The organism is Micromonospora sp. HM5-17 (assembly GCF_003762835.1).
In the GTDB taxonomy this organism is placed as follows: Bacteria; Actinomycetota; Actinomycetes; order Mycobacteriales; family Micromonosporaceae; genus Plantactinospora.
Map to the genome: position 1 here is coordinate 542,082 of NZ_RJWA01000001.1, position 23,485 is coordinate 565,566.

Annotated in this window: 21 protein-coding genes and 2 pseudogenes; 6 read left to right on the forward strand and 17 right to left on the reverse strand. The window is 73.1% G+C overall.

Annotated elements, in window-relative coordinates; genetic code table 11:
• Nucleotides 1–93: 93 nt before the first annotated feature.
• Nucleotides 94–672, reverse strand: a pseudogene (gene idi / locus EF879_RS02495) (isopentenyl-diphosphate Delta-isomerase); the annotation flags it as partial.
• Entirely contained in the window at nt 669–2,159 is a 1,491-nt protein-coding gene (gene crtI / locus EF879_RS02500) for a phytoene desaturase family protein (RefSeq protein WP_123554211.1), read from the reverse strand. The pseudogene idi and the gene crtI, both read right to left, overlap by 4 nt.
• A 182-nt stretch (nt 2,160–2,341) precedes the next feature.
• On the opposite strand from crtI, the gene EF879_RS02505 reads away from it, so the two are divergent.
• On the forward strand, nt 2,342–3,295 hold the full coding sequence (locus EF879_RS02505; RefSeq protein WP_123554213.1) for a phytoene/squalene synthase family protein: 954 nt from the start codon (nt 2,342–2,344) through the stop codon (nt 3,293–3,295).
• 5 nt (nt 3,296–3,300) lie between these two features.
• Complete coding sequence (locus EF879_RS02510; RefSeq protein WP_123554214.1) at nt 3,301–4,812, forward strand: NAD(P)/FAD-dependent oxidoreductase; 1,512 nt, start codon at nt 3,301–3,303, stop codon at nt 4,810–4,812.
• An 85-nt stretch (nt 4,813–4,897) separates the two neighbouring features.
• On the opposite strand, the gene EF879_RS02515 is transcribed toward EF879_RS02510, so the two are convergent.
• The 3 genes from EF879_RS02515 to EF879_RS02525 form a co-directional block, all read right to left on the reverse strand.
• Complete coding sequence (locus EF879_RS02515; RefSeq protein ID WP_123554216.1) at nt 4,898–5,785, reverse strand: carbohydrate ABC transporter permease; 888 nt, start codon at nt 5,783–5,785, stop codon at nt 4,898–4,900.
• Nucleotides 5,786–5,797: 12 nt separating this feature from the next.
• Nucleotides 5,798–6,751, reverse strand: a complete 954-nt coding sequence (locus EF879_RS02520; protein WP_123554218.1) for a carbohydrate ABC transporter permease — start codon at nt 6,749–6,751, stop codon at nt 5,798–5,800.
• A gap of 170 nt (nt 6,752–6,921) precedes the next feature.
• Nucleotides 6,922–8,298: an ABC transporter substrate-binding protein gene (locus EF879_RS02525; RefSeq protein ID WP_123554220.1), complete on the reverse strand. Its 1,377-nt coding sequence runs from the start codon at nt 8,296–8,298 to the stop codon at nt 6,922–6,924.
• 502 nt (nt 8,299–8,800) lie between these two features.
• Between EF879_RS02525 and EF879_RS02530 the strand changes: the two genes are divergently transcribed.
• The gene (locus tag EF879_RS02530) at nt 8,801–9,802 is read left to right on the forward strand and encodes a LacI family DNA-binding transcriptional regulator (RefSeq protein ID WP_123554222.1); all 1,002 of its coding nucleotides are present in this window, start codon (nt 8,801–8,803) and stop codon (nt 9,800–9,802) included.
• 336 nt (nt 9,803–10,138) lie between these two features.
• Nucleotides 10,139–11,809 (forward strand): glycoside hydrolase family 13 protein, encoded by a 1,671-nt coding sequence (locus tag EF879_RS02535; protein WP_123554224.1) that lies wholly within the window; start codon nt 10,139–10,141, stop codon nt 11,807–11,809.
• 183 nt (nt 11,810–11,992) lie between these two features.
• On the opposite strand, the pseudogene EF879_RS02540 reads toward EF879_RS02535, so the two are convergent.
• The 4 genes and pseudogenes from EF879_RS02540 to EF879_RS02555 form a co-directional block, all read right to left on the reverse strand.
• A pseudogene (locus EF879_RS02540) lies at nt 11,993–12,739 on the reverse strand (crotonase/enoyl-CoA hydratase family protein); the annotation flags it as partial.
• A gap of 243 nt (nt 12,740–12,982) precedes the next feature.
• A complete protein-coding gene (locus EF879_RS02545) occupies nt 12,983–13,507 on the reverse strand; it encodes a DUF402 domain-containing protein (RefSeq protein ID WP_199736100.1) in 525 nt (174 codons plus the stop codon).
• 214 nt (nt 13,508–13,721) lie between these two features.
• Nucleotides 13,722–14,090 (reverse strand): nuclear transport factor 2 family protein, encoded by a 369-nt coding sequence (locus tag EF879_RS02550; RefSeq protein ID WP_123555274.1) that lies wholly within the window; start codon nt 14,088–14,090, stop codon nt 13,722–13,724.
• A 56-nt stretch (nt 14,091–14,146) separates the two neighbouring features.
• A complete protein-coding gene (locus tag EF879_RS02555; RefSeq protein ID WP_158624096.1) occupies nt 14,147–15,178 on the reverse strand; it encodes an NAD-dependent epimerase/dehydratase family protein in 1,032 nt (343 codons plus the stop codon).
• Nucleotides 15,179–15,300: 122 nt separating this feature from the next.
• Here EF879_RS02555 and EF879_RS02560 point away from each other — a divergent pair, with 122 nt between their 5' ends.
• Both EF879_RS02560 and EF879_RS02565 read left to right on the forward strand, forming a co-directional pair.
• Nucleotides 15,301–16,152 carry a Rieske (2Fe-2S) protein gene (locus EF879_RS02560; RefSeq protein WP_123554231.1) on the forward strand — a complete coding sequence of 284 codons (852 nt, stop codon included), beginning with the start codon at nt 15,301–15,303 and terminating at the stop codon, nt 16,150–16,152.
• A gap of 131 nt (nt 16,153–16,283) precedes the next feature.
• Nucleotides 16,284–16,946 (forward strand): TetR/AcrR family transcriptional regulator, encoded by a 663-nt coding sequence (locus tag EF879_RS02565; RefSeq protein WP_123555276.1) that lies wholly within the window; start codon nt 16,284–16,286, stop codon nt 16,944–16,946.
• A 19-nt stretch (nt 16,947–16,965) separates the two neighbouring features.
• Here the strand turns inward: EF879_RS02565 and EF879_RS02570 are convergent, their stop codons facing one another.
• From EF879_RS02570 to EF879_RS02605, 8 genes are all read right to left on the reverse strand, one after another.
• Complete coding sequence (locus EF879_RS02570) at nt 16,966–18,180, reverse strand: LysM peptidoglycan-binding domain-containing protein (RefSeq protein ID WP_123554233.1); 1,215 nt, start codon at nt 18,178–18,180, stop codon at nt 16,966–16,968.
• 15 nt (nt 18,181–18,195) lie between these two features.
• Nucleotides 18,196–18,630, reverse strand: coding sequence for a pilus assembly protein TadG-related protein (locus EF879_RS02575; protein WP_123554235.1), 435 nt, complete (start codon nt 18,628–18,630; stop codon nt 18,196–18,198).
• Nucleotides 18,627–19,088 (reverse strand): TadE/TadG family type IV pilus assembly protein, encoded by a 462-nt coding sequence (locus EF879_RS02580; protein WP_233604178.1) that lies wholly within the window; start codon nt 19,086–19,088, stop codon nt 18,627–18,629. The genes EF879_RS02575 and EF879_RS02580 overlap by 4 nt, the downstream gene beginning before the upstream one ends.
• Nucleotides 19,089–19,117: 29 nt before the next feature.
• Complete coding sequence (locus EF879_RS02585; RefSeq protein ID WP_370375436.1) at nt 19,118–19,606, reverse strand: TadE/TadG family type IV pilus assembly protein; 489 nt, start codon at nt 19,604–19,606, stop codon at nt 19,118–19,120.
• Between the two features lie 3 nt (nt 19,607–19,609).
• Nucleotides 19,610–19,837 carry a hypothetical protein gene (locus EF879_RS02590; RefSeq protein WP_123554236.1) on the reverse strand — a complete coding sequence of 76 codons (228 nt, stop codon included), beginning with the start codon at nt 19,835–19,837 and terminating at the stop codon, nt 19,610–19,612.
• 32 nt (nt 19,838–19,869) lie between these two features.
• On the reverse strand, nt 19,870–20,736 hold the full coding sequence (locus tag EF879_RS02595) for a type II secretion system F family protein (protein WP_233604235.1): 867 nt from the start codon (nt 20,734–20,736) through the stop codon (nt 19,870–19,872).
• 115 nt (nt 20,737–20,851) lie between these two features.
• On the reverse strand, nt 20,852–21,763 hold the full coding sequence (locus EF879_RS02600) for a type II secretion system F family protein (protein WP_123555284.1): 912 nt from the start codon (nt 21,761–21,763) through the stop codon (nt 20,852–20,854).
• Between the two features lie 133 nt (nt 21,764–21,896).
• Nucleotides 21,897–23,465: a CpaF family protein gene (locus EF879_RS02605; protein ID WP_123554238.1), complete on the reverse strand. Its 1,569-nt coding sequence runs from the start codon at nt 23,463–23,465 to the stop codon at nt 21,897–21,899.
• Nucleotides 23,466–23,485: the final 20 nt, after the last annotated feature.

The window sequence follows — 23,485 nt, forward strand, 5'->3', positions numbered from 1 at the left end:
GGTGCCGTCGGCGCCCGCGTCGACCGCCTCCGGGCCCGTTCCGCGCCTCCCAGCGACCCGACCGTTCCCGGCCGCCGGGGTGGCGGTGCCGGCTCCGGCCGGCTGGGTGGTGGCGCCGGCTCCGGCCGCCCCGTTGGCCGTGGCCGTGAAGCGTTGCAGCACCCCGGCCAGCCATGGCGCGTACGCGTCCGGGTCGGTCGCCATCCGGGCCCGCAGCTCCTCCGGGTGCATCCAGCGCAGGTCGGCGACCTCGTCCGGGTCGGGCAGGACCGACGTGGAAGGGCTGAACTCGCCGCGCAGCACGTGGTCGTACTCGTACTCGACGCGGCCGGTGCTCGGGTCCTCGGCCCGGTAGAGATACACCCCGACCTCGGTCAGCGGCACCGGGTCGATGCCGAGCTCCTCGTGCAACCGGACCCGGGCGGCGTCACCCGGCGACTGGCCGGGAGCCGGGTGCCCGCAGCAGCTGTTCGCCCAGCGCAGCGGGAAGCGGGTCTTGGCGGCGGCCCGCCGCTGGAGCAGGACGCGCCCCTCCGGGTCGACCAGCAGCACGGAGAAGGCCCGGTGCAGCAGGCCGGGCGGCTGGTGTGCCTCGTCGACCGTACGTGTCCCGATTGCCGTACCCGACTCGTCGACGAGCTCGACCAGGAGCGCCTCGCGACCCGACGTCATCCGTTACCTCCCGTCACCCGGGCAGCGGCGAGCTTCCCGGAGATCAGCACCATGGGCACGCCCACTCCCGGCTGGGTACCGGAGCCGACGAAAACCACATTGGACAATGTGTGGTGGAGATTACCGGGACGGAACGGGCCGGTCTGCCACAAAGTGTGGGCAACGGCGAACGGGGTGCCGGCGGCCATCCCGGAGTCGGCCCAGTCGGCGGGGGTGACGACGCGACGGACCTCCACGCTCTCGGTCAGTCCCCGGTAGCCGCGTCGCTCCAGGGTCGCCAGCAGGTCGTCGGCGTACCGCCGGGCCAGGCCGCCCCGCCAGTCGAGGCCGCCACCGCGGTCGAGGTTGGGGACCGGGGCCAGGACGTAGTAGCTGTGTCGACCGGCCGGCGCCATCGACGGGTCGGTCCGGCTGGGGTTGGTGACGAGCAGCGACGGGTCCGACATCAACCGGCCCTGCCGGATCACCTCGTCGAAGGTCGTCCGCCAGGCACGGCCGAAGTGGATGTTGTGGTGGGCTATCCTCCGGTAGCCCTGCCGGGCGCCCAGGTGCAGCACCACGCAGGAGGGCGAGTGGCGCAGCCGGCGGTGCCGGAGTGGCGCCGGGGGCACCAGGTCGCGGTACGCCACCGGCAGGTCGGGGTTGAGGACGACCACGTCGGCCGGGACCCGCTCGCCGTCCGCGGTGACCACCCCGGTCGCCCGATCCTCCGAGGTCTCGACCTGGACGACCCGAGCGCCGTACCGGATCCGCACCCCGTGCTTCTCGGCCGCGCCGGCGAGTGCCCGGGCGACCGCGTGGATGCCGCCGCGCGGGAACCAGACCCCGGCCACCGTGTCGAGGTAGGAGATCACCGTGTAGATGGCGAGCGCGTCGTGCGGGGCGAGCCCCGCGTACATGGCCTGGAAGGAGAAGATCCGCCGGGTGCGGGGATCGGTGAGGAACTGGTTGACCTTGGTCTGGAGCCGACGGAACGCGCCCGCGACGAGCAGCCGCAGCAGGTTGACGGTGAGCAGGTCGGCCGGCCCGTCCAGGTTGCGCTCGATGAAGTCGGCGCGTTCGAGCCGCCAGAGGTGCCGGACGTAGTCGACGAACCGCAGGTAGCCGTCGGCCTCGCGGGGGCCGCAGACCCGGGAGATCTCCGCGGCCATCCGGGCGGTGTCGGCGACGACATCCAGTGTGGAGCCGTCCGGATAGTGCGCCCGGTACGCCGGGTCGAGCGGCACGAGGTCGAGCCAGTCGGAGAGCTCCTCACCGACCGCGCCGAGCGCCTCGGCGAGCAGCTCCGGCATGGTCAGTACGGTCGGACCGGTGTCGAACTCGTACCCGTCCAGCGTGAGCCGGCCCGCCCGACCGCCCGGTTGCGCCTCGCGCTCCAGCACGGTGACCTCCCGCCCGGCGGCGGCCAGGTGCAGCGCACAGGCCAGCCCGCCGAGGCCGGCTCCGACGACCACCACACGGTCGGTCCGTCCCCGTACGGTTCGCACCCGTCACCTCCGCCACGCCGTCACCGTCTGCCGCCGACCGGAACCGCCGCCGCTGGTCGCGGACGTGCTGCCCGGCCGCGCCCGACGTCACCCGGCGAGTGAACCACGTCGTCGGACCCGACGCTGAGCGTACCCTGATGTCACGAGTTGCATCGATTTATGGTTGATTTCCTGGAGGGTCGGTGGACGACAGCCTCGCTGTGTCCTACCAGCGCTGTCGCGAGCTGCACAGACGGCACGGTCGGACCTACTATCTCGCGACCCGGCTGCTGCCGGCGTGGAAACAGCGACACGTGCACGCCCTCTACGGTTTCACCCGCTACGCGGACGAGATCGTCGACCGCACCGAGGAGCTTCCGCCGGCCGCCCGGGCCGCCCGACTGGCCGACTGGTCCGAGCGGTTCCTGGCCGGCCTGGCCGGCGACCCGGTGGACGACCCGCTGCTGCCGGCCGTCCTGCACACCATCGCGGTCTTCGACCTCGACCGGGAGGACTTCGCCGCGTTCCTGCGCAGCATGGCGATGGATCTCACCGTCACCGACTATCCGAGCTACGCGGACCTGCTCGACTACATGGCGGGCTCGGCGGCGGCGATCGGCACCATGATGCTGCCGATCCTCGGCAGCACCGACCCGGCCGCCGCCCGGGAACCGGCCCGGCAGCTCGGCTTCGCCTTCCAGCTGACCAACTTCATCCGGGACGTCGCCGAGGACCTGGGCCGGGGACGGGTCTACCTGCCCGCCGCCGACCTGGCGGAGTTCGGCGTCACCCGTGCCGACCTGGTCGAGGCCGCGTCCCGTCGGGCGGCCACCCCGCCGATCCGGCGGCTGATCGCGTACGAGGTGGCGCGCGCCCGGGCGCACTACGCCGCCGCCGCACCGGGGATCGCCCTGCTCGCCCCCCGCTCCCAGGCCTGCATCCGGGCCGCGTACGTCCTCTACGGCGGGATTCTCGACGAGGTGGTCGCGGCCGGCTACGACGTCTTCGCCCGCCGGGCCGTGGTGCCGGGGCACCGCCGCGCCGCCGTCGTGGCCCGGTCCCTGCTGACCCCGCCCGGCGCGCCGGTGGTCGTCCCGGGGGCGCCGCGTCGGTCACCGGTGCGATTGGCCGGGACGATGGTCGATGCGGTTAGCTGAACGACATGGACGAACGGGAAGGGCCGGGCGGCGAGGTCGGGCCAGCGGGAGAGGGCCACGAGGCGGAGCCGGCCGGCGGCGGGAGGGGGAGCGTCACCGACCCGGACGGGGGCGTCGACCTGGACGTGGACGTCGTCGTCATCGGGATGGGGGTCGGCGGCGAGGAGGTGGCGAACCAACTCGCCCGGGCCGGTCTCTCGGTCGTCGGAGTCGAACGGAACCTGGTCGGCGGCGAGTGCCCGTACTGGGGTTGCGTGCCCAGCAAGATCATGATCAGGGCCGCGAACGCGTTGGCCGAGACGCGTCGGGTGGACGGGCTCGCCGGCCGGGCGCGGGTGGAGGCCGACTGGGCGACGGTCGCCCGGCGGATCCGCGAGGAGGCGACGGCGGGCTGGACCGACGACGCCGCGGCGCGGCGGTTCACCGGCAACGGCGGCCGGCTGGTCCGGGGGCACGGCCGGCTGGCGGGCGAGCGGCTGGTCCGGGTCGGCGACGACACGTACCGGGCCCGGGTCGGAATCGTCCTCGGCACCGGGACCGTCCCGACCGTTCCGCCGGTGCCCGGGCTCGCCGGCACGCCGTACTGGACCAACCGCGAGGCGGTCGCGCTGGCCGAGCTCCCCGAGTCGCTGATGATCCTCGGCGGTGGCGCGATCGGGGTGGAGCTGGCGCAGGTCTTCGCCCGGTTCGGCGTACGGGTCACCGTGCTGGAGGCGGCCGACCGGCTGCTGGCGATGGAGGAGCCGGAGGCGTCGACCCAGGTGGCGGCGGCGCTGCGCGCCGACGGGGTGGGCGTACACGTCGGGGTGACCGCCGAACGGGTGGCGTACGACGAGGACGAGGGTTTCACGGTCTGGCTCGCCGGCCGGGGGCCGGTCCGGGCCGAGCGGCTGCTGGTCACCACCGGTCGCCGGGCCGTCCTCGACGGGCTCGGACTGGAACGGGTCGGGCTGGACCCGGGCCGGCGCTTCCTGGAGACCGACGACCGGATGCGGGCGGCGGACGGGATCTGGGCGGTCGGCGACGTGACCGGACGCGGCGCCTTCACCCACGTGGCGATGTACCAGGCCGGTATCGCGGTCCGCGACATCCTCCAGCAGGCCGCCCGGACCGGCGTCGCCGTCGGGACCACCCCACCCGGTCCGCTGCGCGCGGACTACCGGGCCCTGCCCCGGGTCACCTTCACCGATCCGGAGGTCGGCGCGGTCGGGCTGACCGAGCGGCAGGCCCGGGAGCGGGGCCTGAACGTCCGGGTCGGCTTCACGCCGCTCTCCGACTCCACCCGGGGCTGGATCCACCGGGTCGGGGACTCCGGCTTCGTCAAGCTGGTCGCCGACGCCGACCGCGGCGTGCTGGTCGGTGCCAGCTCGGTGGGACCGGACGGCGGCGAGGTGCTGAGCGCGCTGGTGGTGGCGGTGCACGGCGAGGTTCCGGTCCGGACGCTGGCCGGGATGATGTACGCCTACCCGACGTTCCACCGGGCGATCGAGACCGCGGTACGCCAGGTGCTGGAGTAGGACGCCGCACCGGACGCCCGGGCCGGGTACCCACCGGTCGGTTCCCGGCCGGCGGTGGCGGCCCGCGTCCGCGCGGCCTCGCCGGTCATCCCTTGATGCTGCCGGTGGTCAGCCCGGACATGATGTTCCGCTGGAAGATCAGGAAGATGATGACGGTCGGGATCGCCGCGATGACCGACGCGGCGACCACGACGTTCATGGGCGTCCCGCCGGAGAAGGCGTAGATGCCGACGCTGATCGTCCGGGTCTCGGGTGACGGCATCACCAGCTTCGGCCAGAGGAAGTCCTTCCAGACGGCCGTCACGGCGAAGATCGAGACGACCCCGAGGATCGGCCGGGACATCGGCAGGATGATCGACCACAGCGTACGCAGCGGCGTCGCCCCGTCCATCACGGCCGCCGCCATCAGCTCCTCGGGGATCGAGTCGAAGAACCGCTTCAGCAGGAAGATGTTGAACGCGTTCGCGACCAGGGGCAGCCAGATGGCGAACGGCGAGTCGAGCAGGTTGATGTGCAGAATCGGCAGGTCGATCACGGTCACGTACTGCGGGACGATGAGGACCATGGCCGGGATCATCAGCGTGGCCAGCATCAGGCTGAGGATCACGTTGCCGAGCACCGGACGGAGCTTCGACAGCGAGTACGCCGCCGCGGTGTCGAGAACGAGCTGGAAGAACAGCGCCCCGGCCGCGTAGTAGAACGTGTTGAAGAGCAGCTTGGCCAGGTCGAGGTTGTTCCAGGCGTCGACGTAGTTCTGCGGCTGCGGATCCTTGGGAAACAGCGTCGGCGGGGTCTGGGCGATCTCCTGGCCGGACTTGAGCGCGCCGGTGACCATCCAGTAGAGCGGCCCGAGGAAGACGAGCGTGAAGACCACCACGACGACGGTGAGCAGCGTCCAGTAGACGACCTTGCCGCGCCCGCGCCGGAGCTGGGCGTGGGAGATGAGGGTCCGGGTGCCGGAGTCGCGTGCCATGGTCCGCCCGTCCTAGTCCTGTCTCGAGGTCAGCCGCGCGTAGACGGCGGAGAATCCGGCGAGCACCACGAGCATGATCACGCCGAGCGCCGCCGCGCCGTTGAGGTCGTTCTGGAAGAAGCCGTGCTGGTAGATGAGGTACGCCACCGAGGTCGCGGAGTCCTCCGCGCCCGCGCCGTTGGCGAGGATCAGCGGCTCGATGAAGAGCTGCATCGTGGCGACGATCTGCATCATCGCCATGAGCAGGAGGATCAGCCGGGTCTGGGGGATCGTCACGGTGAGGATCCGCCGCCAGATTCCGGCGCCGTCGAGTTCGGCCGCCTCGTAGAGCTCGCCGGGGATGTTCTGCAACGCCGCCAGGTAGATCAGCACGGCGCTGCCCATGTTCATCCAGGTCGACGCGATCACCATCGCCGGCATCGTCATCTCGGGGGACTGCATCCACTCCGAGGTCGGCAGGTGTAACGCCGCGAGGATGGCGTTGAAGAGTCCCGCCTCGCTGGGGTCGTACGCGTAGTACTTGAAGAGGAAGAGCGCCGAGGCCGGCGGCAGCATCACCGGCAGGTAGACCAGGATCCGCAGGTAGCCCCTGAAGTGGCGGAACTCGTTGAGCAGGATCGCCACGAGGAACGGCACCGCGTACCCGAGGACGAGCGCGAGGACCGTGAAGTAGATCGTGTTCTTCCATGCGGTCCAGAAGCTCGGGTCGTCGAGGATGCGGGCATAGTTGTCCCAACCCACCCAGGTGGTCTCGCCGCGGCGGGTGCGCTGGAAGCTCATGACGATGCCGCGGATCATCGGGTACCAGGAGAAGACCGCGAAGCAGAGCACCGCGCCGATCAGGAACGCGTGCCCGGTGAGGTTGTCGACCAGCGCGCGGCGGAGGCTCCGTCGGCGCGGCCTCGCCGGAATCGGCGACGCCGGGCGATCGGGTCTGGTGGTACCCGGGACGGTGGTGATCGCCAAGGCAACTCCCGCGGACGTCGTGGGGTGGGCGGTGCGGCCCGGACGGTGTGGGGACCGGCCCGCAGCCCCCACACCGGCGCGTGTTCGGCGACCTCCCCCGCGGCCGTCGTGGCTTCGGGCCGGGGTCGGGGCGTCGGCGCCACCGTCCGGGTGGAAACGGGTACGCCGAGTCAGCGCTCGGCGGCCAGGAGCTGGTTGACCTTGTCCTCGGCCGTCTTGAGCAGCGCGTCGATGTCCGCGTTCGGGTTCGTCAGCACCCCGGACATCGCGGCGTCGAGGATCGCGTAGATCGCCTGCGCGTTCCGTGGCTCGCCCTTGATCGGGACCGGGTTCGCCTCGAAGGCCGCGAAGTTCGCGGTGTCGACGTTCGCGTTCGCCTTGCGCAGCTCCAGCTCCTGCTTCTGCGCCTCGGTGCCGTTGGCGAAGAGCAGCGGCTGGGGCAGACCCACCGGGTAGTTCTGCGGCTTGGCCCGGACGTAGTCGAACTGGCCCTTGCCCGGCGTCAGCTTCTGGAACGCGATCCACTTCAGGCCGGCCCGGACCTGCTCGGGGGTGAGGCCCTTCTTGAAGAAGTAGCCCTCGCCGCCACCGAGTGTCGCCTTGGCCGGGCCGTCCTGACCGGGCATCGGACCCATCGCCCAGTCCTGGAACCTGCCCTGGAACTGGCTGACGATCGCCTGGGTGGTGTCCGGCGCGCCGATGAACATGCCCACCTTGCCCGCGGCGGCGTTGGTCAGCAGATCACCCCACTGCAGCAGCTGGCGGCTGCCCATGCTGTTGTCGCCGTACCGCATGTCCTTGAGGTTCTGCAGGACCTGCCGACCCAGTGGGTTGTTGAAGTCGGCCTTCGTGCCGTCCGGGGTCAGGATCTGGCCGCCCTGCGAGTAGAGCAGGGCGGTGAAGTGCCAGCCTCCGGTGTTGCCGGCGCTGTACTCGGCATAGCCGGCGATGCCGTCGCCGAGCGCGGCGATCTTCTTGGCGGCCTCCCGGACCTCGGGCCACGTCTTCGGCGGGTTGTTCGGGTCAAGCCCCGCCCGCTGGAACAGGACCTTGTTGTAGACCAGGCCCATCGAGTAGTTCTTCACCGGGATGGCGTAGAGCTTGCCACCGTCGCTGAAGACCTCCTTGAGCGCCGGGTCGACGCTGTCCCAGGTCGGGATGGTCTCCGTGTTGACGTACTCGGTGATGTCCATCGCCTGACCGGAGTCCAGCACCTGCTGCAGGTCGGTCATGTAGCCGTAGAAGACGTCGGTCATGGTGCCGCCGGCCAGCCGGGCGGTGAAGTCCGGCGGGTTGTTGCACTGCTCGCCGACGCTGACGCTCTTGATGATGATGTCGGGGTTCTGCCGCTGGAACTCGGCGACGTCGTCGTTCCAGTTCTGCAACAGCTCCTTCTGGGCGCCGACCGGCTGGCAGTCGATCGTGATGGTGACCTTGCCGTCGGCGCTGCCGCCGTCGTCGCTCTTTGTGGAGCATGCCGTGAGGCTGAGCCCCAGGCCGGCCACGAGCGCCAACGCCGCGGCCTTCCGGTACTGCGGTACGGACATGTTCCATCCCTTCGGGAACGGGAGTCTCCAGGGCCGCTGCCGGTCCGCCGGATCGTCGCCATGGCTGGGCCGCCGAGCTGTCCGCCATGTGGCCGGGCCCCTGAAGCTGGGTGGCGTCAGTGTGTGTGAGTGGGGTCACTGTAGCGACGTGAACTCTTTCCCGCAAGATCTGAATCGCGAGATGAAAAGACACGACTTGATTACGGCAGACAATGACAAGAACGAGCTACGCGCCGGAAACCTCACCTCTGACCGGATTCGCCGAGGTCGGTCGGCACCCGCGTCAGCCCGCCCGCCGAGCCTGTCTGGGTGGCGGGCGGCGTCGCGGCGTTCCACCGGTCGGCGGCGGCCGCGTGCGTCCCGGATGACCCGCGGATACGCCGCCCCCGCCAGGTCTGAGCCAGTCGTTGGCTGACGCTTGAGGCAGTGCTGTGACGGTTTGTTGCAGTGGCACGGCGAACTTTGGTTCGGTTTTTGCACGTTCCTGTCGTACGATCGCGGCGTGACGAGAAGACTCACCGAGGTGGCCCGGAAGGCCGGGGTCAGCGAGGCCACGGTGAGCCGGGTGCTCAACGGCCGGGGCGGGGTCTCGGAGAGCACCCGGGTGGCCGTGCTCACCGCGCTGGACGTGCTCGGCTACGAGCGGCCCAGCAAACTGCGGGGCGAACGCGCCCGCCTGGTCGGGCTGGTCCTTCCCGAGCTGCAGAACCCGATCTTTCCGGCGCTCGCCGAGGTGGTTACCGGGTCACTCGCCCAACGCGGGCTCACCCCGGCACTCTGCGCCCGGACCATCGGCGGGATCTCCGAGGCGGACTACGTGGAGATGCTGCTGGACCACCAGGTCTCCGGGGTGATCTTCGCCGGGGGCTCGTACGCGCTGGCCGACGCCCCGCACGACCACTACCGGCGGCTCACCGAGCGGAGGCTGCCCGTGGTGCTCGTCAACGCGGGCGTCGACGAACTGGCCTTCCCACGCGTGTCGACCGACGACGCGGTGGCGGTCGAGCAGGCGTACGGACACCTGCGGTCGCTCGGGCACGAGCGGATCGGTCTCGTGCTGGGACCCGCAGACCACGTACCGTCCCGGCGGAAGTTGGCCGCGCTGGCGAACGTCGCCGGCTGGGCCGAGGGCGAGGAGTGCGTGGAGCGCTCCAGCTTCTCCATGGAGGGTGCCCGGGTCGCGGCGACCAAGCTGATCGAGCGTGGCGTGACCGGGGTGATCTGCGCCAGCGACGTGATGGCGCTGGGCACCATCCGGGCCGCCCGTCGACTGGGCCGGGCGGTCCCGGCCGACATCTCGGTGGTCGGCTTCGACGACTCGGCGCTGATGACCTGCACCGATCCGCCGCTCACCACGATCCGGCAGCCCATCGAGATGATGGGCCAGGCCGCGGTGGACCTCCTGGTCAACCAGATCGAGGGTCACGGGGTGCTCACCGACGAGCTGCTCTTCGAACCGGAACTGGTGGTACGCGGGTCGACCGCGCCGGCGCCCGGCCACTGATCGGCGCAGTCTCCTCCCGCCAGCCGGGTCTGCCACCCGTGCCGCCCGTGCGGTGTCCGGCGACGGGTGCGTGCCCGGCGGTGTGCCACCGGCCCCTCGCCACCGCCACCGCCCGGGTCTGGATGCCGTGTCGCGGCGTGGTGCCGGACCGATCCCGCACACGCTGGCGGCCGGCCCCGCGAGTGCCTGGGCAGTCGCAGTCGCCATCTTTCAAACTTCTGTCGGCTTATTGCAATCGCTCGGCCGGGTTTGTATGGTCGTCGACACGAAACCAGGCGTACCAGGTCTCCGCCACGCTCCCGTCCCCCACCGTCCGGGAGGGTGGCGGGCGCGCGGATGCCGGCCGCAGCGGCCCCGGACCGATCCAGAGAGCAGGTGCTCGTGTCCACAGCAGACAGTCGCCAGTGGTGGCGAGACGCGGTGATCTACCAGGTCTATCCGCGCAGCTTCGCGGACGCCAACGGTGACGGCATCGGCGACATCGCCGGCATCCGGCAACGGCTCGACTACCTGGCCGGCCTCGGCGTCGACGCGATCTGGTTCGGGCCGTGGTACCCGTCGCCGATGGCCGACGCCGGGTACGACGTCTCCGACTTCCGGGCCATCGACCCGGTGTTCGGCACCCTGGACGAGGTGTCGGCGCTGATCGCCGAGGCGCACGACCGGGGTCTGCGGATCATCATCGACCTGGTGCCGAACCACTGCTCCGACCAGCACCCCTGGTTCCAGGCGGCGCTCGCCGGCGGACCCGGCGCGCCGGAACGGGAGCTCTTCTGGTTCCGCCCCGGGCGGGGCCCCGGCGGCGAGCTGCCCCCGACCGACTGGGTCGGGGAGTTCGGCGGCGGCACCTGGACCCGGACCACCAACCCGGACGGCACCCCGGGCGACTGGTACCTGCACCTCTTCACGCCCCAGCAGCCGGACTTCAACTGGGACCACCCGCGGGTGCGCGCCGAGTTCGAGGAGATCCTGCGGTTCTGGCTCGACCGAGGCGTCGACGGGATCCGGATCGACTCGGCCGCCCTGCTGATGAAGGACCCCACGCTCCCCGAGGTGCACCCGGACCGGCCGCACCCGTTCCACGACCTGGACGGCGTGCACGACATCTACCGGAGCTGGCGGCGGATCGCCGACGGCTACACCCCACCCCGGGCCCTGATCGGCGAGGTCTGGCTGCCGGACCGGCAGCGGTTCGCCAACTACCTGCGCCCGGACGAGCTGCACACCGCCTTCAACTTCGACTTCCTCACCTGCGCGTGGGACGCGGCGAAGCTGCGGGACAGCATCGACGGCACCCTGGCCGAACACGTCCCGATCGGCGCCCCGGCCACCTGGGTCCTCTCCAACCACGACGTGACCCGGGTCGTCACCCGCTACGGCCGCGCCGACACCACGTTCAGCTTCGCCAGCAAACGGGAGGGCATCCCGACCGACCTGGAACTCGGCACCATCCGGGCCCGGGCCGCCGCGCTGCTGTCGCTGTCGCTGCCCGGCGCCGCCTACGTCTACCAGGGTGAGGAACTCGGGCTCTGGGAGGTTGAGGACATTCCGCCCGAGCTGCGACAGGACCCGATGTACCCGCGCTCCGGCTACGTCGACCCGGGCCGGGACGGCTGCCGGGTACCACTGCCCTGGTCGGGCGACGCGGCGCCGTTCGGGTTCAGCCCCGAGGGGGCCAGCAGCGCCCCCTGGCTGCCCCAACCGGCGACCTGGAAGGACCGGACGGTGCAGGCGCAGACCGGCGACCCACACTCCATGCTGGAGCTGTACCGGACGGCGATCCGGCTCCGCCGCGAGCTACCGGCGCTCGGCGACGGGGCACTGCGCTGGCTGGACGCCCCCGAGGGTGTCCTGGCCTTCGCCCGGGACCCGGGCTTCGCCTGCGTGGTGAACCTCTCCGCCGACCCGGTTCCGATCCCGGCGCACCGGGCCCGGCTGCTGACCAGCCGGCCCGTCGAGGGAAGTCTGCTGCCGCCGGACACCGCGGTCTGGCTCGCGACGGGCTGAACCTTCCACGCCCGCGGGCCGCGGGGCGCGGGCGCCCGGCCCGCCGGACCGCCGGAATATCCCGGCGGTTCGGCCCGCGGGCGGGTGCCGCTACTCGGGTTGCCCCGGCGATCCGGCGTCGTCGGTCGCGCGCGCCGGCCGGCTTGCCGGGCCACGCCGGGGACGCGGAGTGGGGTCGTACGTCCCGTGTCGGCCCTCACCCGCGCGGAACCGGGCGACCCCGTCCAGTGCGTCCGTGAGCGAGTCCATCCCGTACGCCAGCTCGGCCCGGAGCGCCTCCACCTCCGGCCGCCCCGCACCGGCCAGCAGGGCCAGCCGGTCGTTGCGCAGGCAGCGCTGCGGAAACGACGCGATCTCGGCGGCCAGCCTCTCCGCGGCCGCCCGCGCCTCGCCCGGCGGCACCAGGCGGTTCACCAGTCCCATCTCGTACGCCTCGGTCGCCGGGACCGGGCGGCCGGTGAGGATCAGGTCCATCGCCCGGCTCTCGCCGATCAGCCGGGCCAGCCGTACCGTCCCACCGTCGATCAGTGGTACCCCCCAGCGACGGTTGAAGACCCCGAAGACCGCGTCGGTCTCGGCGACCCGCAGGTCGCACCAGAGCGCCAGCTCCAGGCCGCCCGCGACGGCGTACCCGGAGACGGCGGCGATCACCGGCTTGCCGAGCACCATCCGGGTCGGGCCCATCGGTCCGTCCCCGTCCGGCTCCACCCGGTTGCCGCTCGGCGTGCCGATCGCCGTGAGGTCGGCGCCGGAGCAGAAGCTCCCGCCCTCGCCCCAGAGCACCGCCACCGCCGCGCTGTCGTCGCCGTCGAAGGCCCGGAACGCGTCGGCCAGCGCCCGGGCGGTCGCCCCGTCCACCGCGTTCCGGCGCTCTGGCCGGGACAGGACGACCGTCCGAACCGGACCGTTTCCCTCCACCCGTACGCCCATCGATCCAGCATGCCTGCCCCGTCCCCCACGCCGCACCCCCCAACCGGCGCAGCGGCCGGTCTGCCTCGCCGTCCGTCGGGCAGCCCGGCCGGATGGTGGAGCCGTGGCGCGTCGGTGACGTGTGGAGGAGCCGCACCGACCCCCGGCCGCCGGCGCCAAACCGGTCGGAGGTATCGGGGCGGCCCGGCCCGGGCCGACCTCACCGGCGGTGGCGCGGGCGCCGAGGGCGGACCGGTGCGGCCGCTAGGCCGGCGGTGGGTCCAGGGCGAGCCCGGGGAAGCCGGCGTCGGCCAGGGCGACCAGTTCGTCGAGCGCGTGGCGGGCTCGTTTCGCCGCCGCCGGATCCCGCTCGGGCAGGCCGCTGGCGACGAACTCGTCCTCGTCGAGGCGGACCGCCTGGCTCCGGTCGGCCGGGACCCACAGGTCGAGCTCCAGATCCCGTACTTCCAGGACGCCGTCGCGGACCTGCGTCGGCCGGGTCACGTCGCAGTACCAGCCCTTGAGCGCGCCGGTCGCGTCACGGACCTCCTTCACCGCGTACCAGCGGTCCCGCCAGTAGTGCTCCACCAAGACGTCGCCGGGGGCGAACCGGACGAAGCCGAAATCCCGCTCCGGGCCGGTCCAGGGAGCCCGGACCACGACGCGGACGCCGTCGTCGGTGAGCACCAACGCCGGGTACGACTTGTCCGCCCGGGGGGCCTTGACCAGGCGTACCGTCACCGCGCTGCCCGACGCGAGCCGCGGCCCGGGATCCTTGTGTTCCGCCACTGGCACTCCGTTCGTCGAGCCGGCGGCCGACGTTACCAGCGTCGACGCGACCGCCCGGTGGGTAGGTCCCCGGAGAGCCGCGCACCATGAGCCGCGTCGTTGGCTGCGCCCCCAAAGCGGCGGGGACGCGTGACCGGATCCCGTCCCCCTTCCGCGGCCCGGGTCCCGCGCGCCTTTCCGCGACCGGGTCCCGCGGCCCCCTTTCGCGACCCGGTCAGCGCTCCGGCGCGAAGGGCCACTCCTCGAACGCGCTGCAGCGGCCGTCGCCGGCGAACCGCATGATCCAGAGGTCGCGGAACTCCTCCCGGCCGGGCCGCTCGCCGTAGTGGACCTCGACCCGGGCCACCGCGACATCGTTGTCCACCGCGACGATCTCGTACGTCATGGTGAAGTCCTCGTCGGGGCCCTCCCGTTCCGCCTTCCACATCCGGGCGATCGCCGGCAGGCCCACCACCGGCTCCCGGTACGGCCCCTGTAGGTAGCGGGCGTCCTCGGTGAAGAGCGAGGCCAGCGGTGCGGTGCCGGCCGTACGCCACGCCCGCTGGTACCCGGCGATCCAGTCCGCCACGTGGGTCCGGTCCATGTTCTCTCCAGGGTGTGCGTGGGCGAGCAGGATGGTTGGGCCGTACCGCTGCGGCACTAGGCGGCCTGCTGCCGGGGCCGCATCGGCGGGCTGTCGGCGCCGGACCCGGCGGCGATGCCGGCGAGCAGGTCACGCAGGGCGTCCCGGGCGTCGTGCCGGGCCCGCCAGCCCAACTCGCGTTCGGCCCGGGAACAGTCCAGCAGGGGAACGGCGGCGCTCAGTTCCAGCCAGCTCTCGCCGGCGGGGACCAGGCGGCTCCGCCCGGCGGTCCGCGCCAGCAGCCGGAGCAGGGGCAGCGGCAGCGGCGCAGCCAGGCCGCCGAACTCGGCGGCGATCAGCCGCCCGTCGAGGACCGGTTCGGCGGCGATGTTGAAGGCTCCGGTGCGGTCGCTGCGCAGCACCCGCAGAAACGCCTCCGCGGCGTCGTCGGCGTGCACGACCTGGGCCCGGAGCAGGCGGTGGCGGGGCACCACCGGGATCCGACCGTTCCGGACCAGGGGGATCGGGACGAGTCGACCGAGAAACTGCCGGGCCACCTCGGCACCGGCCTCGCGCTGGACGACCAGGGGCAGGCGGAGCCGTACCACCCGCAGGCTCGGGTAGTCCCGCTCGGCGGCGTCGAGCATCGCCTCGGCCGCCGCCTTGTCGACGCTGTAGCCGGAGCGCCGGCCGATCCCGGCCGTCGGCCAGCTCTCGTCGACACGCCGGTCCTTCGGCCCGGGCGCGTAGGCCGCGACCGACGACGCGTACACCAGCCTCGGTACGTCGGCGGCGAGCATCGCGTTGAGGACGTGTCGGAGGCTGTTGAGGTTGGTACGCCGTGGCGGTGTCGGCTGGCGACCGGGATGGAACTGCCAGGCCAGGTGCACCACCGCATCAAGCCCGGCGAGGCGGTCGGCGAGCGGGTGCAGGCAGGCCGGATCGGACAGGTCGGCGGCGTGCCACTCCACCCCGTCGTACGGCGGCCCCGCGTCCGGTTGTGGGCGGCGTCGGACGATGCCGATCACCTCGATGTCCGGCTCCGCGGAGAGTCGGCGCAGCAGCGCGGTGCCGACGTTGCCGGTGGCCCCGGTGATCGCGATCCGCATGCCTGTCGTTCTACCCGGCCCGCCCGGCGACATGCCGGCGACGCGCCCGAAGTGTACCGGTCCGACCTGTGCTGTCGAAGCCCGCGAGGTTTGCCGGTCGTCGCGGCGGGTAACGCGGTCGGGTGCGTGCACTACTGACCCGACTCGAACAGGCTGCCGAACTGGACCGGATCGGCGACCGACTCCAGCGCGGGGTGCTCGCCGTGCTGCGCCCGCAGCGGGTCCGGGACGTCCTGCACGGGGTGTGGCTGGGTCATCCGCTGCACCCGGCCCTGGTGCAGGTACCGCTCGGCGCCTGGATCAGCGCGGCCGTCCTCGACCTGCTGCCCGGTCAGCGCCGTGCCGCCACCACCCTCGTCGCGATCGGTACGGCGTCCGCGCTGCCCGCCGCCGTCGCCGGCGCGAACGACTGGGCGGCGCTCGCCCGGGAACAGCGCCGGGTCGGCCTGGTGCACGCCGCCGCGAACGCCGTCGGTCTGCTGTGCTACGCCGGCTCGCTCGCCGCCCGGCTCACCGGCCGGCACGGCATCGGTCGTAGCCTCGGCTTCGCCGGCCTGGCCGCGGCCGGCGGCGGCGGGTTTCTCGGCGGGCACCTGGCGTACCGGCAGGCGGCGCAGGTCAACCACGGCGTTCCCGACCTGCGTCTGATGTCCGACGGCTGGCACCCGGTGGCGGACCTGGCCGCGCTCCCGGAACGGACGCTGCTGACCCGCCGGATCGACGACGTGCCGGTACTGGTCTACCGGGAGGGCGATCGGGTCAGCGTCCTGCTCGAGCGGTGTTCCCACCAGAGCGGCCCGCTCGGTGAGGGGGAACTGGTGACGGTGGACGGCCATGCCTGCGTGACGTGCCCGTGGCACGGCAGCACCTTCCGGCTTGACGGGGGCGAGGTGGTGCGCGGCCCGGCCGGCACCGACCAGCAGGCGTTGCCCACCCGGGTGGTCGGCGGGGTCCTTCAGGTCCGCCTGCCCTGACCGGCCCGGACCCCGGCTCGCCTCGGCTCACGCCGCGACCGGCCCGCGCCCGTGGGGTCTTCTCGCCCACGTTGAGTAAATGATCACTCACTATACTGGGCGCGCTCGCCTACCCGCGCCCGGAGGTGTCGATGAGCACCCGCGACCGGATACTCGACGCGGCCGCGCACGTGATGCGGACCCGGGGTCTCGCCCGCACGACCACCAAGGAGATCGCCAGGGCGGCCGGCTGCTCCGAGGCCGCGCTGTACAAGTACTTCCGGGACAAGGCCGACCTGTTTCTCGCCGTGCTGTCGGAACGCACCCCGAACAGCCCCGTGGCGATGTTCGACGGGTTGCGCCAGCGGGTCGGGCGGGGCCTGCTGCGGGAGACGCTGGAGGAGGTCGCCCGGGCGGCCGTCGATTTCTACCACCACACCTTCCCGATCGGGGCGTCGCTCTTCTCCGAACCGGAGCTGCTCGCCGCGCACCGCGAGGCGCTGCGCCGGTACGGCATCGGTCCGCAGCACGTCGTGGACACCCTGGCCGACTACCTCGTCGCGGAGCAGCACCAGGGCGGCATCCGGCCCGATGCCGACCCGCAGGCCGCCGCGGCGCTCCTGCTCGGCGCCTGCTTCCAGCGGGCCTTCCTCTGTCACTTCGTCGACCGGCCGGACGACGAGGACGCCCGGAGGAGCTTCGCGGCCTCCCTGACCCGTACGCTCCTGGCCGGTCTCCTGGCACCACCGGGCGACGCACCGGGGGAGGCTGTGCCCGTGCGCGACGAGCCCGGGCCGGAGCGGGCGTCGGGCTGAGGACGGCGCTGGCCGGGGCTCAGTCGCGGAGGCGGTGCCGGCCGCTGGTGGCGGTGGGGCGCCGGGCCGACCGGCCGCGCAGCCCGAAGACCGTGCCGAGCTGCGCGCCGACCATGCCCGCCACCGCGAGCACCGCCGAGACCGCGAGCGGTCGGTTGACCTCGTCCGTCGCGTCCTCGGCCGGGGCACCGGCCACGTACGTGGTGCGGTCGTCGCCACCGGTGCCGGAGTGCGGGCCGGGCGTCGGGGCCGCGGACGGGGCGTGAGCCGGGGCCGACGGCTGCCACTGACCGGGCCCGGAGCCCTTCGCCGGTGGCGTCACGTCTGGCCGGACACCGTCGGTGCGTGACTCCCCGCCCTTCTGCTCCGGCTGGTCCGGGTTCGGCTGGCTGCGGCGCCTGCTGTCCTCCTCCGGGCCGCCGGGCGCCGGCGGGGTCGCGACCAGCCCGGTGGCGTGCTCGCGTACGCCCCGGTCCTCGGCTGACTCGGGGAGGCGCAGCATCTGGCCCGGATGGATGCGGTCCGGGTTACGGATCTTGTTGAGCCGGGCCAGCTCCGGGTACCGGTCGAAGTCACCGAGGTACCGATCGGCGATGTGCCCGAGGTAGTCCCCCTTCTCGACCCGGTAGACCGGCTCTGGCCGGCCGGACCGCTCGGCCGGGGTGGCCGGGGCGGCGAGCCAGTGCGGTGCCGGTCCGGAGGGTCGGGGGGCGAGCCAGTGTGGTGCCGGACCGGACGGTGTGACGCCGGGGCTCACCGGTGTGGTCGCCGTGCTGGCCGGTGTGGCCGCCGGCCCGGTCGACGGCGGGGCGCTCGTCGTCACCGCGGGCCCGGCCGCCGTCGCGGTGACGGCCGCCGCCGGGCTCGCGACCAGGGCCAGGGCGACCGAGCCGACCAACGCCGCGGCCCAGCGCTGCTGACGGCCCAACCCAGGCAGCCGGATCGCGGGTCGGCGAAGGATCCGGGCCGGCACCTCCACGAGTACGGAGAGCGCGAAGGTCGCCCACCCTGCCCAGCCGACGAGGGCCAGCGCCCGCAGGAAGAGCTGTCCGTCGTCCCGGCTCGTCAGCACGGTGCCGAGTTCGCCGAGGGTGGGCACGTGGTCGGGGAGCGGGTTGCCGGCGAAGGTCAGCAGGGCGATCGGCGCACCCGCCAGGAGTCCGACCAGGATGATCAACGCGCCGAGGCCGGCGGCCAGTCGACCGGCCCGGTGGGCCGTCCGCGATCCAGGCATGGCAGTGCCCCCTATTCAGCGGTTTGACGTGGTGAGGAGTGTCGCGGTGGCGGTGCCGGGAACCGAGACGGTGTCGGCGAAGCTGAAGAGGTCCAGGAAGGCCCGGTCATAGGTGATCGCGAGTTCCACCGTCAGCCGGGGGACGCCATCGACCGTCTCGATCTGGACGTCCCACTCCGTGACGTCGTCCACGCCACGCAGGTAGCTGTCGACCGCGGCCCGGGCCGCGTCCTCCTCCAGGACCGTGCTCCCGTCCTCGAGCAGTTGTTGGAGGTCGACGGCCTGACCGCCGGCGCGTGCGGCCTCGGCCGCCAGGTTGTCGGCGCGCTGCATCGTCCGAAGTTGGCCCGCGCCGTCGTACGCCAGCGCGATGATCGCCAGTACGCCGATCATGGCGATCACCAGGAAGAGGCTCACCCGTCCCGCGTCCCGGTCGAGGCGGCCGGTCATGGCGTCTCCCGAGCGCGGTAGCGGTCCAGTGGGGAGACGAACGTCGCCTCGACCGTGGTGTACGCCGGCATCGGCGAGAGCTGCGGCAGCCACAGGTCCCGGACGTCCACGTCGCAGGAGACGGTCACGACGACCGCGGCGTCCGTGCCGGGGGCGGTGGCGAACGCCTCGTCGAGGCTGGTGGGTGTGCCGTCGACCGTACCGGTGAGGGTGGGCAGCGGTGGCTCGGCGCAGGAGAGTCCCCGCCACCGGAGCCCGGCCCGGACGGCCTCCTCGGCCGCCGTCCGGGCGGCGTCGGCGGTCCGGGAGATCGACGCGGCCCGGGCGGCGTCGTGCGCCACGGCCTCGATCGCCTCGTCCGCCACGGCGGTCCGGCCGGCCACGCCGGCGAGCACGATGAGGGCCAGGAAGGCCGGGGCGAGGACCGCCACCTCGATCGAGACCGAGCCACGGTCCACCCGACGCCGCCCCCGGCTCGACCCGCCGGTCACGGCGATCCCGCCTCGGTGAACCGCTCGACCGTGCCGAAGGCCGTCTCGCTGATCCCGGGCAGCGGCACCAGCGGCACCACCCGCAGCGGATGGCCGGTCACGGTGGCACTCACCCGCTCGCCGCCCGGCCCCGGGCCGGTCACCGTCACCTCCCAGCTGGCCAGCCAGTCCCCGGCGCGGTTCAGGAAGTCCTCCGCGCGCTCGACACCGGCACCCTCCTCCGCCCGGTAGGTCCGTTGGGCGCTGACCGCGGCCTGGGCCGCGTGCAACGCCGTGGCCCGGGCGATGAACCAGGCGGCGGTCTGGATGGAGGCGAAGAGCAGGACGAGGATGGCCGGCATCAGGACGGCGAGCTCGACCGGATTCGCTCCCCGGTCCCGCCGCGCACCTCCGATCCGGTCCCCGACCCCCGCGCGCGGACGCCGGCCCGGGACCGGTCCGGCCGGGCCGCGGCGCGGGAGTCGGCGGCTGGGCGGGCGCGGCACGGGTCACTCGACTCCGGCCTCGTCGCCCGCGCCCGGGTCGGTGGGCTCGGGGATCTGGTCCATCCAGTCCTCGGCCACGCCCAGGGCCAGGGCGGTGACCGCCATGGCCACGGCGACCAGCCCGAAGATGATGACGGCGGTGGGCACCGGGCTGTCGCCCCGGTCCCCGTACCGGCGCAATGCGGCGAGACGCGCCTTCCACGCGGTGTGCAGGTAGACGATGGCGATCATGTGGCACCTTCTCGGGTTGGATGTGTGGCGGGTCACAGGCGGGCCATGAAGGGATAGATCATGAAGCCGATCAGGACGAAGACGAGCAGGGCGCCCGGGATGTCGAGCCGGCTGGTCACCGCCTCGGCCCGGGCCAGGTTGTCGGTACGGATCTGGTCCCGCAGCGAGTCGGCGCGGCCTCGCAACGAGTCGTGTACCTGGGCGCCCTCGGTCCCGGAGGACTGCATGATGGCGCCGACGTCACCGAGTTCCGGGACCCCGATCCGTTCGGCGAGCTCGCGCAGCTCCGCCCAGGGGGAGTGCATCTGCAACTGTGCGATCCGCAGGGCCTCGCGGATCCGTTCGAAGACCCAACCGTCGCAGACCTCGGCGGCCCGCTCCAGCGCCTGCACCGGCCCGTGCGCTGCGGCGAGCTGCAACGCCACCAGGTCCAGGTAGGCGCAGACGGCCTGCCGAAACTCGCGGCGGGCCCGCTCGGCCCGCGTCAACACGCTGCGGTGCGCCAGCAGGACGGCGACGAGGGCGAAGCCGAGTGCCCCGACGGTCGGCACCGCGATCGGTGGCCGGATGCCGGCCGCGACGAGGATCGCGGTCGACACGGCGGGGGCGGCCAGACCGACCAGGGCGGACAGCACCAGGGACAGCGTGTACTGCTCCGGGGTCTGGCCGAGCAGGGCGAGCTGCCGCTGGGGTGGACGTACCCAGCGGGTGAGCCCGCTTAGCCACTCCAGGTCGCGCCCCTTGGACCCGGGCCGGGTCAGCCCCGTGGGCGGGTGCAGCCGGCGCAGCGCGGGACCGAGGGCGGGGGTGGCCGGCATCGCCTCCCGGACCAGCAGGAACACGCCGAGCCCGACCGCCCCGCCGCCGAGCACACTGACCGCGAGATGCCCGTTGAGGATCACGTGGCTCCTCCCTCCACTCCGGACCTCGCGGCCCGCCGATGCGGCTCGTGCGACGGGTGCCGTCCGCCGCGCGCTCCGGGCTCGCTCGGCCGGCCCCGCTCGTCCGGCGTGCTCATCCGGCCCTGCCTTCCGTGGCGACCTCCTCGCCGCTGGGCGGGGCGAGGAACCGTGCGGGCCGCGGGGGCAGGCTCATCGCCCGGGCCCAGGCGAGCAGGCCGACGAACGCGGTACCGAGCAGCACCATCACCAGCTGGCCGGTCGGGGTGCCGTACGGGCGCATGTAGTCGGCGTTGACCAGCCCGTACGCGAGCACCAGCAGGGTCATCCCGGTCAGGAAGCGGACCGCGAAGCGCGGTTGCGCCCGCTTCGCCTCCACCTCGCGCCGCGTGATCACCTCGGCGGCCGCCGCGTTCGCGATCGCCCCGAGGACGTCGCCGAGCCGCTCGCCCCGGTCGGTCAGGTGCAGGATCAGCGCCGCCACGACCTGGTCGCAGACCGGGTCGCCGATCTCGTCGGCGAAGGCGAGCAGCGCGGTCCGGCCGTGCCAGCCGGCCGCCAGGCGGGCGGCGAGCAGGCGTACCTCCTCGTCGATCTGCTCCGGCGCGGTGGCGGCGGTCCCGATGATCGCCTGTTGCAGCCCCTGCCCGGTGCCGGAGACGTCCCGGAGCCGGCGGGTCCACTCGCCGATCGCCTCGATCCGGTTGATCGCCCGCCGTTCGGCCCGACCCGTGGTGAACAGCCACGGCGCTCCGGGTACCGCGATCGCGACCAGCAGGCCGACCACGGGCAGCCCGGTGAGCAGGAACGCCACCGCGCCGGCCAGGAGCGCGCCGACGAGGAGGCTCTGGTACGCCCGACGTTCCCGCGCGGTGGTGCCGCTGCCCTGCCAGAGCCGCCGCAGTCCGGGGCCGGGACCCGGGCGGGCCGGCCGGGTGGTCCCGACGATCGCGACCACGGCAAGGACCAGCCCGGCGACGCAGGCGGCGCCGGATCCGACGGCGATCAGCTCGACGTTCGACGGCAGGGTCACGGTCTTCCCCTCCGACTCCGTCGGCCATGGCGGTGCCGCCCCCGGGCAGCGCCTTCCGGCCCTTCCGGCCGGGCGACCCCCGGCCCGACGAGGGAGGTGGGAGCCGGAGCGGGGAAAACGGGTGCGGTCATCGCTGCCGGCCCAGAAGACTGTGCCGGGGACGACGCCAGGCGCCGGTACCGGCCTCGATGTACCGGGTCAGCAACCGGGCGTCGTACCCGACCCGGAGCAACTGGTCGCGGATCCGCTCCGGCAGGTGCCGGGGGATCGCCCGTCCGTCCGGCCCCGGCCCGAAGACCGTGGTGGTGGTGATCCGGCTGCCCTCGCCAACGCCGATCACCTCCTCGACGTGTGAGACGAAGCGGTGTTTGCGACCACCGATCGCGGTCTCGTCCTCGATGGTGACGTAGACGATCAGGTCGAGCGCGTTGCCGGCCATCCGTCGGGCCTGCTCGACGGTCATCTCCCGGCCGTGCGACAGGGCCAGCTCGATGATCCGCTCGCTGACCCCGGCCGGGGTACGGGCGTGGATGGTGCACATCGAGCCCCGGCTGGTCGTCATCGCCTGGAGCATCGGCACGATCTCCCGGGAGCGGACCTCGCCGACGATGATCCGGAGCACGCCCATCCGCAGCGCCAGCGGGATCAGGTCGGCGATGGTCACCTCGCCGGCGGGCCGTCCGTCGGGACCCCGGTCGCCGTGCCCCTCCCGGGACTCGAAGCTCATCACCGCCCGGTGCCGGTGCCGGCGTCGGGCGGGCAGCAGTTCCCGGCTCTCCTCCAGCAGCACGTACGGCTCGTCGGGCGGAATCTCGTCCATCAGGGCCCGGATCACCGTGGTCTTCCCCGCGCCGGCGAGCCCGGCCACCATGATGTTCAGCCCCGCCCGCATCGCGGCCCGCAGGAAGTCCCGGATCAGGACGTCGATCATCTCGTCCAGGTCGGCCCGCCCGCCCGCGATGTCGTCGAGGGAGACCTCGAGGGTGTTGTGCCGGCGGATCACCGCGTACGGGCGGTGGCTGACCAGGTAGACCGCGGCGAGCCGGCTGCCGTCCGGCAGCTGCAGGTCGAGGGTCGGCTTCGAGGTGGAGAGGGAGCGTTCGGTGGCGCCGGCCCGCCGGGCCGCCGCCTGGAGGATCTCGACCATCTCCTCGTCGCTGTCGGCGATCGGATCGCCCCAGTCGACGGCGCCGCCGCGTCGGGTGATCCGCACCAGGTCACAGCCGAGGATGTGCACCTCCTCGATCGAGTCGTCGACGAGCAGGCTCTGCAACCGGCCCAGCCCGACCAGTTCGGCGTTGACCTGGTCGAGCAGCAGCCGCTCCTCGGCCGCCGACATCGGGGTGCCGGCCCGACGGACGGAGTCGGCGTACTCGGCGACCACTGCCGCGGCGATCCGGTTCCGCTCCCGGTCCTCGTCCTCGGTGGTGAACTCCCGACCGCGCTGCCAGGCGGCGAGCCGCTCGCTCAGCTCCCGGCGCAGCTCGCGGACCACCGTGAAGTCGACCTGTCGGGGCGGTGCCGCCGGCGCCGGGGCCGGCTGCGGCGCCGGCAGGTGCGGCACCACGACGTACGGCGGGGTGCCGGCGGTGACGGTTCCCGGGTGCGGGTGGCCGTTGTGCGGCACCGTCTGCCAGGTCGGCCCGGCGGCCGGGTCCCGGGGACGGGGATCGTGGAAGACCGGCTCAAACCGCATCCGGCACCTCCGGGGAGACC

Excerpts from the sequence above, each read along its gene's own strand:
- EF879_RS02605 (WP_123554238.1), bottom strand. The coding sequence starts at position 23,465 with ATGCGGTTTGAGCCGGTCTTCCACGATCCCCGTCCCCGGGACCCGGCC.
- EF879_RS02510 (WP_123554214.1), top strand. The coding sequence starts at position 3,301 with ATGGACGAACGGGAAGGGCCGGGCGGCGAGGTCGGGCCAGCGGGAGAG.
- EF879_RS02550 (WP_123555274.1), bottom strand. The coding sequence starts at position 14,090 with ATGGACCGGACCCACGTGGCGGACTGGATCGCCGGGTACCAGCGGGCG.
- EF879_RS02570 (WP_123554233.1), bottom strand. The coding sequence starts at position 18,180 with ATGCCTGGATCGCGGACGGCCCACCGGGCCGGTCGACTGGCCGCCGGC.
- EF879_RS02565 (WP_123555276.1), top strand. The coding sequence starts at position 16,284 with ATGAGCACCCGCGACCGGATACTCGACGCGGCCGCGCACGTGATGCGG.
- EF879_RS02590 (WP_123554236.1), bottom strand. The coding sequence starts at position 19,837 with ATGATCGCCATCGTCTACCTGCACACCGCGTGGAAGGCGCGTCTCGCC.
- EF879_RS02575 (WP_123554235.1), bottom strand. The coding sequence starts at position 18,630 with ATGACCGGCCGCCTCGACCGGGACGCGGGACGGGTGAGCCTCTTCCTG.
- EF879_RS02555 (WP_158624096.1), bottom strand. The coding sequence starts at position 15,178 with ATGCGGATCGCGATCACCGGGGCCACCGGCAACGTCGGCACCGCGCTG.
- EF879_RS02535 (WP_123554224.1), top strand. The coding sequence starts at position 10,139 with ATGCCGGCCGCAGCGGCCCCGGACCGATCCAGAGAGCAGGTGCTCGTG.
- EF879_RS02525 (WP_123554220.1), bottom strand. The coding sequence starts at position 8,298 with ATGTCCGTACCGCAGTACCGGAAGGCCGCGGCGTTGGCGCTCGTGGCC.
- EF879_RS02515 (WP_123554216.1), bottom strand. The coding sequence starts at position 5,785 with ATGGCACGCGACTCCGGCACCCGGACCCTCATCTCCCACGCCCAGCTC.